Source organism: Xenorhabdus innexi (genome assembly GCF_002632485.1).
GTDB lineage: Bacteria > Pseudomonadota > Gammaproteobacteria > Enterobacterales > Enterobacteriaceae > Xenorhabdus > Xenorhabdus innexi.
The window spans coordinates 1-600 of sequence record NZ_NIBU01000242.1 but is presented as its reverse complement, the minus strand read 5'-3'; the positions used below and the strand labels follow the sequence as shown (position 1 = coordinate 600).

At 43.2% G+C, this 600-nt stretch carries 1 pseudogene; it reads right to left on the bottom strand.

Annotated elements, in window-relative coordinates:
• Window positions 1-97: 97 nt before the first annotated feature.
• Window positions 98-262 (bottom strand): annotated as a pseudogene (locus Xinn_RS21370) (helix-turn-helix domain-containing protein); the annotation flags it as partial.
• Between the last annotated feature and the right edge of the window lie 338 nt (window positions 263-600).

Below are 600 nucleotides of genomic sequence, written 5' to 3'. Positions count from 1 at the left end.
TGGTTTTGATATTAGTTTAGCGACGATTATCAGATCATAAATGAAGCCTTTTTTCTATCTAAAAATAAACGGTTATTGCTTAAGATCCTATCTATGAGTTAGCAATAATCCATTCACCTTTAGGCCACGGTCTACTAAGAGTATTTGCCAATGTAGATGAACTAAGCCCCGCTTCACGAGAAACAGCCGCTAAGGTTGTACCACGCTTACGTAATGCAGCAATAATATCGGCTTGGTGCCAATCATTTCTAACGTTATTCATTCCTGCTACCCCTTCCATTAATTAACATTGATGGTGGCGATTCAAGACAGGGTTAGCACTACCGGGTGTCATCATCCGGCGAGGCCGAAGCCTCCCCTGCCTGAACCGCCATAGAAAGGGCGATAGCAGACACACTGGTAGAAATTTCCTACCAGTGGACGACACTTTACAAGGGTGCTAATCCTTGACCACTAGATTTTGCTAATGGCGGGGCTACTTTAACGAATTGTTTTATCTGGTTCGGTAATTGTCAACATAGTTGGCACCATTAATGAATTTAAGCGGCCTGTTGTTCTCGTTCAGGATTCAGCGTCACTGTTTCTACCCATTGCCAGTTT